This is a genomic window from Candidatus Methylomirabilota bacterium (assembly GCA_036005065.1).
Taxonomy (GTDB): Bacteria; Methylomirabilota; Methylomirabilia; order Rokubacteriales; family DASRDR01; genus DASYQW01.
Map to the genome: position 1 here is coordinate 1 of DASYQW010000383.1, position 6,391 is coordinate 6,391.

Consider the following 6,391-nt stretch of genomic DNA (forward strand, 5'->3'; position numbering starts at 1 on the left):
AGAAGTCAGGGGCGGCAACGCATCGCGACGGGGCCGGCGCCCTCAGGCGGGGAGGGGGAGCGGGATGGGCTGATTGTGCTCGGCCGAGAGGTCGGCCGCGACCGTGACCTCCATCACCTGGCGGGCCTGCTCGGGCGTCACCAGGACGGGTCGGTTCAGGGCCACCGCCTCCAGGAAATGGATGGTCTCGGCCTGCATGGGGCCCTGGTAGACGTGGGCGACCTGCTCGCCGGGCATGGTGGAGAGCGGCAGCACCATGCCGTTCTGCATCGTGTTCAGCACGATGTCGCGGTGGCTGTCGTCGATGAGCAGCGCGCCCTCGGTGGCGACGAACTCGATCGTCGCCGTCGAGAAGTGGGGATACCCCGGGGGCAGCGCCCAGCCGGCGCCGATGGTGAAGGCGGTGCCGTCCTCCATGGTCACCACGATCCACATGCAGTCCGGCACGCCGTGGGCCTGTTCCATGATCCGGTACACGGACTGGGCGTAGACGCGGATGGGCCGGAGCCCCTCCAGGCACCAGAGGATGAAGTCGAGGTCGTGGGTCGCCTCCATGACGGCCGGCGACAGGCGGATCCGCCCGCCGATCTTGTTCCCGATGCTACGCGAGACGTTGCGACTGACCAGCGCGGTGACCGGCCGCCCGAGGGTGCCGTCGGCCACGCACTTCTTGACATACGCGTACTTGGGGTTGAAGCGCTGGGTGTAGCCGATGGTCAGCTTGACGTCGCCCTCCCGGGCCAGCGCCATCATCTCGTCGGCTTCCTTGAGGGCGAGGCCCATCGGCTTCTCGAGGAACGTGTGCTTGCGCGCGAGCAGGCAGTCGCGGGTGATCGGGTAATGGGTGGTCTCCGGGGTGGTGGAGACGAACACCGCGTCGAGGTCCGTCCGCCCGAGCAGCTCGTGATAATCCTGGGTGGCCGTCCGGGCGCCGGTCGCCTTGGCCACCCGCTCGAGCCGGGCCGGGTCGATCTCGGCCAGATGCAGGCTCTCGACCAGCGAGTGCTCCGCGCACACCCGGGCGCGGATCTCCCCGATCCAGCCGGTGCCGATCACTCCCACGCCGATGCGTCGCCTGGTCACGCTCGGTCTCCTCTCGCGGTCAGCTGGGTCGCGGCTGCGCTCCGCCGGGGCCAACGCTACCGGATCACGATGGCGTCCGGGAGTCCCTCGAAGTCGGCATCTGCGGTGACCACCTGGGCGCCGTGCCGCCGGGCGGTGGCGTAGACGAGCGAATCGGCCATGGCGAGCCCGAACACGAGCGCGGCATCGGCCGCCTCCAGGGCCACGCCGTCGTCCACCGGCGCGACCGTCGCGCGCCGCATCGCCGAGACCGCCCCCACCGCCCGTTCCTCGGAGAAATCCCGGCGGATGACCTTGTAGACGTCGTAGATCTCGATCGCGGAGACGAGGAGCGGTTCGCGGCCTTCGAGGTAGGGCGCGAAGCGCTCGGCGCGGGGGCCGTTGACCAGATACTCGATCCACCCGCTCGAATCGACGAGGATCAGATCCGGTCCTTCTTCTCCCGGAGATCGCGGAACGTGGCGCCCTGGAACAGTCCCCGATAGGCGCGCATCGGGCGCTCGGGGACGAGGAAGATCACGCCGCCCTTCTCCAGGACCGTGAGCTTCATCCCCGGCCGAAGACCCAGCCGCTGGCGCGCGCCGCGCGGCAGCACGAGCTGGAACTTGCTCGAGAGCGTCACCGTCTCCATCGCTTTACGAACAGGGTATCGATCATCGATCCGTAAGTCAAGAAGTGGCTTTCGCCTGGCTCGTCATGAGGCGCCTTCCTTTCTGAGATCGGCGACGCGGGCCCGGGGGCGCGAGCGGCTGCCTGTCGAGGCCGAGGCTCAGCGCGCCTCGTCGTCCGGAGCGAGGGGCAGCGGGATCGGGCGCCTCGTCCGGGCCGAGAGATCCATCGCCTTCGTCAGCATCAGCCGGTCATGGGCTTCGACCGCCGTGGCGTGTGGCGTCGCGTGCCCGAGCGCCAGGCGGGCCAGCCAGGAGTTGGTCTCCTCCCGCATCGGGCCCCACAGCTCACCGAGCGCGACGTTGCCCGGCGGATAGCTGGTGAGGAAATCGACGTGCCGCGTGGCCTCGGGCGTGTACCCCGCGGGCTGGGGCAGGGTGGTGGCCATCAGGACGTCGCGGTGGGTGTCGTCGATCGTGAGGACGCCCTCGGTTCCGACGATGCCGATCTCCAGACTGTAGACCGAGCCCGGCCACACGGTCGGCAGCGCCCACGAGATGTTGAGATGATAGAGGGCGCCGTCGGTCATCGTGATCAGGCCGGCGGTGGCGTCGATGCCCCGGAGGGTCGGGCCGAGCACCCGGTCGATCGAGCGGGCGTAGACCTCGGCCGGGGTCTTCCCCTCCAGCAGCCACATCACGAGGTCGAGCGCGTGGGTGCCCGAGATGACCATGGGAGAGATCGTCTCGGGCCGGTCGGTCCGGCGATAGTTGTCGAGGGCGACCAGCCGGTTCATGAAGGCGCGCGAGGTGACCAGCGTCACGTCCCCGAGCTGGCCGGTCCGCACCTTCTCCTTGGCCACCAGGAAGCGGCGGCGGAAGCGCTGCGTGTAGCCCACGACGGCATCGATGCCGGACTGCTGGATCGCCTGGAGCACGCGGGCCGACTCCTGGAGGGTCGTGGCCAGCGGCTTCTCGATCAGGAGATCCAGGCCCCGCTCCACCGCGGCGAGGATGGGATCGACGTGGAGGTGCTCGTCGGTGGCGATGACGGCCGCCGTCGCCTCGGGACGCGCCAGGAGCTCGCGGTGGTCGGTCGTGACGAAATCGGCGCCGATCCGCTCGGCGACTTCCTTGGCGCGGTCGGCCCGGGTCTCGGCGAGCCCGATCCACCCGACGTTCGGATGCTTGGCCGCGATCTCGCCCCGGATGAGGCCGATGCGGCCTCCCCCCACGATGGCCAGCCCGATCTGCGCGGCGGATCGTCCGGATGGCATGCGTCCTCCTGTGGTGGTCGACGGCGTGACGTGGGTCGGTTGTACACCAGAATCCGGACCCGATCAATGCGGCCGAGAGCGGGGTCGGCCCGTTGAGTTTTGGCGGTCGTAATAGTACGGTACCGATGCCCGGGTTGGCCCGCGTCCCGATGACCGGCCGGGAACCGCCGCCGGAACGAAGGAGGCCCCGAATGCCGTTCTACCGCTGGAGCCAGCTCGAGCGCGCCGTCATCACGCCGCGCTTCTCGACCGCCGAGGGGCCGACCATCAAGGGGGCCAAGATCGAGGTGGGGCGCTACCGCTACGCCGCCGGGACCGGCGCCAAGCCCCACCGGCACCCGGAGGAGCAGGTGATCAACGTCCTGTCCGGGAAGCTGCGCGTCCGCGTGGGGAGCGAGGAGCGGATCCTCGAGCCCGGCGACGCCGTTCTCGTCCCGCCCGACACGGAGCACGAGGCCTGGGCCGTGGAGGGAGACGTGGAGGTCTTGAGCTTCAAGGATCGGGTGACGCGGTGAAAGATCCGGCACCGCGCACGGGGCTCCGGGAGGACGTCCTGGCCCACGTGGACGCGCAGGCGGTAGGCCGCCTGACCACGGACCTGATCGACATCCCGAGCCCCATGGGCGGGGAGCGGGCGGTCGCCGAGTACCTCGCCGGCCGCTTCCGGGCGGCCGGGCTGCGCACGTGGCTCCAGGAGGTGGAGCCGGAGCGGTTCAACGTCTACGGGACGCTGCCGGGGACGGGCGACGGCCCGACGCTGATGTACTGCGGGCACCTCGACACCACCTTCGGGGGTGACGAGGAGGGGATCCGAGACCTGGGGCCGGGGTATCAGCCGAAGGCGTTCGTCGAGGGCGAGTGGATCTTCGGCATGGGCGCCTACAACATGAAGAGTGGTCTGGCCAGCGCGGTGGCGGCGGTCGAGGGGCTGGCCAAGGCGCGGGTCCGCCTCAAGGGAGACGTGGTCCTGGCGGGCGTGGTGGGGGAGACCAGCCACGCCCAGGTCGGCCGATTCCAGGGCCGACGCTACCGGGGCTGTGGCATCGGCGCCCGCTTCATGGTGGCGAACGGGCTCACGGCGGACATGGCCATCATCCCGGAGCCCACGGCGGGCCGCATCTCGGTCGTCTCGGGCGGCTACGTCTACGCTCAGATCACGACCCGCGGCAACCCGGGCGCCACCTACCGGCGCGGCGGGTCCTCGATCCGGCCGCGGCCCGCCGTGGACGCCATCGAGAAGATGCTCCCGGTCCTGGCGGCCATCCGGGAGTGGGCCCCCAAGTACGTGGCGGCCACGCGCCATCGAGGGGAGGAAGCCACGAACGTCTCGATCATCGCGATCGAGGGCGGCCTGCCCTTTCGCCCCACCAAGCTGGCCTCCGTCTGCCGGCTGTACGTGGAGATCGACACGATGCCGGGGCAGCTCCCGGCCGATGTGGTCCAGGAGCTCCGGCGGCTCCTGGCCGAGATCCAAGCCCGCGACCCCGAGCTGGTCACCGAGCTCGAGATCGTCCAGACGGCGGTCGGCGCGGAGGTCTCGCCTGACGAGCCCGTCGTTCGGAGCCTCGGCGCCGCCCACCGCCAGGTCCACGGCGAGGACGCCGAGGTGACGTGGGATGGCTGGCACGCCGACACCGCCGCCCTGACCCGGGCCGGCATCCCGGCGATCTGCTACGGCCCCCAGGGTCGGGCGCGCGCCGGCGGCTCCGGCCATTACCCGCGGGAAGGCGAGCAGGTCAGCGTCGAGGACCTCGTCAAGGGCGCGCAGGTCTTCGTGCTGACGGCGCTCGACCTGGGCATGCGCTCCCGTGCCGAAGCGCGCGCCGTCCGCCCGAGCGGCACGGTCGTCTTCTGACGCGAGGAGGGGCCTCGTGCGCTGGCGCGTCCGGTCGGCCGTGGTCCTGGCGGCGCTGGCCGTGGCGACGATGGCGGGCCTCGGACCGACCCATGCCCAGGTGGCGGGGAAGTGGGTGAGGGAGGTTGTCCAGTAACAGAGGAGCACTTGGGGGGCCCATGTTCGCACGGTCCGGGTGGACTGGCAGCGGCGAACCGGCCCGGAAACGGGCTCGAGCGCGAGCCGCGGGGCACTGTTGGCCGAGGACGTCAGGACGTCCGCTGGCAGGCTCGACATCCGGTACGCGGCGGTTGGAGCGCCGGTACTCGGGCGTGCGAACCGTACCGGAGGGCCGATGGATCCTGAACTGAGAGCCTACCTGGACGAGAACCGCCGGCATTTCGATGTCGTCGCCGAGCGTATGACCACACAGGTCCAGCTCGTCGCCGAGGGTGTGACTGCTCTCGCGGAGCGGCTCGATCGCGTCGAGCGCAACCTACGGGAGGAGATTCTTGGTGCCCAGCGTGAGCTCAGCGCGAAATGGAAGAGCGCCTGCGCCGCCTGGAGGCTGCCCGGTGATGACGGCGCCTGTGTGGCCGCTCACCCGGTGTGAGCGGCGAAGGGCCTCAGCCTGACGATCCCTCAGTGGGTCCTTGCGCGCCGATGAGGTGCCCTCGGTGAGGGCGGTTCGAAGGAGGGCGGCATGATGAAGCGAGCAGCGCGCGCAGTAGCCATGGTGGTCCTGCTGGCGTGGCCGGCGGCCGGGCAGGCACCCGCCCCGCTGGCGGCGGCGGTCGGCGGCAACATGAACCACATCCCCAGCTTCGTGGGCGTCGAGAAGGGGATCTTCCTGAAGCACGGCGTCGACCTCAAGCTCAAAGTGCTGGCGACCGGCCAGGAGATGTCGAAGGCGCTGCAGGCCGGCGAGGTCCAGGTGATCGGCTCCGCCTACTCCAACTATCCGGTGGCGGTCGAGCGGGGGATGGCGGCCCGGGGCGTGGTGGGGCTGATGGGCGACCGCACCAGCCGCTACTCGGACGAGCCGGTCAGCATCTGGACCCGCAAGGGCACCGGGATCGGCCGCCTCGAAGACCTGGCGGGGCGGAAGGTCGGGACCCCGGTCGGGGGCACGGCCGACGAGTTCCTCGGGGTCGTGCTGAAGAAGAAGGCGATCGCGCGGGAGCAGGTGACCGTCCTCAACGTCCCGCCCGGGAACCTGGTCTCCGCCCTCCAGGGCGGGAGTGTGGACGCGGTCGCGACCTGGGAACCCTTCGGCTCGCTCGTCCAGGCGAAGATCCCCGACGCCGTCCTGGTGGTGCGTGGCGGCGGGCACATCGGCTACTACATCAACATGGCGGTCCACGACGACGTCATCGCCAAGAGCCCGGAACTGGTCGAGCGGTACGTCATCGGGATGGTCGAGGCGACCCAGTACACGCGACAGCACGCCGACGAGGCGGCGGAGATCGCGACCCGCTGGATCCCGGGTCTGGACATCGCCGTGGCCCGGCAGGCCCTCCGGCACATGACCTTCGATCCCCGTATCACGCCCCACACCATCGCGGCGTGGGACGAGAACGTGAAGGTCC

At 70.5% G+C, this 6,391-nt stretch carries 8 protein-coding genes; 4 read left to right on the top strand and 4 right to left on the bottom strand.

Features of this window, described 5'->3' with window-relative positions; genetic code table 11:
• Positions 1 to 42: 42 nt before the first annotated feature.
• From VGW35_25775 to VGW35_25790, 4 genes are all read right to left on the bottom strand, one after another.
• Positions 43 to 1,083 (bottom strand): Gfo/Idh/MocA family oxidoreductase, encoded by a 1,041-nt coding sequence (locus tag VGW35_25775; protein HEV8311086.1) that lies wholly within the window; start codon positions 1,081 to 1,083, stop codon positions 43 to 45.
• 56 nt (positions 1,084 to 1,139) lie between these two features.
• Positions 1,140 to 1,508 (bottom strand): type II toxin-antitoxin system VapC family toxin, encoded by a 369-nt coding sequence (locus tag VGW35_25780; protein ID HEV8311087.1) that lies wholly within the window; start codon positions 1,506 to 1,508, stop codon positions 1,140 to 1,142.
• Entirely contained in the window at positions 1,505 to 1,714 is a 210-nt protein-coding gene (locus VGW35_25785; GenBank protein HEV8311088.1) for an AbrB/MazE/SpoVT family DNA-binding domain-containing protein, read from the bottom strand. The genes VGW35_25780 and VGW35_25785 overlap by 4 nt, the downstream gene beginning before the upstream one ends.
• Before the next feature lie 138 nt (positions 1,715 to 1,852).
• Complete coding sequence (locus VGW35_25790; protein ID HEV8311089.1) at positions 1,853 to 2,968, bottom strand: Gfo/Idh/MocA family oxidoreductase; 1,116 nt, start codon at positions 2,966 to 2,968, stop codon at positions 1,853 to 1,855.
• A 191-nt stretch (positions 2,969 to 3,159) separates the two neighbouring features.
• Here VGW35_25790 and VGW35_25795 point away from each other — a divergent pair, with 191 nt between their 5' ends.
• The 4 genes from VGW35_25795 to VGW35_25810 form a co-directional block, all read left to right on the top strand.
• On the top strand, positions 3,160 to 3,483 hold the full coding sequence (locus tag VGW35_25795; protein HEV8311090.1) for a cupin domain-containing protein: 324 nt from the start codon (positions 3,160 to 3,162) through the stop codon (positions 3,481 to 3,483).
• The gene (locus VGW35_25800) at positions 3,480 to 4,823 is read left to right on the top strand and encodes a M20/M25/M40 family metallo-hydrolase (protein ID HEV8311091.1); all 1,344 of its coding nucleotides are present in this window, start codon (positions 3,480 to 3,482) and stop codon (positions 4,821 to 4,823) included. The genes VGW35_25795 and VGW35_25800 overlap by 4 nt, the downstream gene beginning before the upstream one ends.
• A gap of 334 nt (positions 4,824 to 5,157) precedes the next feature.
• Positions 5,158 to 5,415, top strand: a complete 258-nt coding sequence (locus tag VGW35_25805; GenBank protein HEV8311092.1) for a hypothetical protein — start codon at positions 5,158 to 5,160, stop codon at positions 5,413 to 5,415.
• A 90-nt stretch (positions 5,416 to 5,505) separates the two neighbouring features.
• A partial coding sequence (locus VGW35_25810; GenBank protein HEV8311093.1) for an ABC transporter substrate-binding protein occupies positions 5,506 to 6,391 on the top strand: 886 nt, incomplete at its 3' end.

What these genes read in the sequence shown, in the direction of transcription:
- VGW35_25785 (HEV8311088.1), bottom strand. Translation starts at nt 1,714, where the DNA reads ATGGAGACGGTGACGCTCTCGAGCAAGTTCCAGCTCGTGCTGCCGCGC.
- VGW35_25790 (HEV8311089.1), bottom strand. Translation starts at nt 2,968, where the DNA reads ATGCCATCCGGACGATCCGCCGCGCAGATCGGGCTGGCCATCGTGGGG.
- VGW35_25795 (HEV8311090.1), top strand. Translation starts at nt 3,160, where the DNA reads ATGCCGTTCTACCGCTGGAGCCAGCTCGAGCGCGCCGTCATCACGCCG.
- VGW35_25805 (HEV8311092.1), top strand. Translation starts at nt 5,158, where the DNA reads ATGGATCCTGAACTGAGAGCCTACCTGGACGAGAACCGCCGGCATTTC.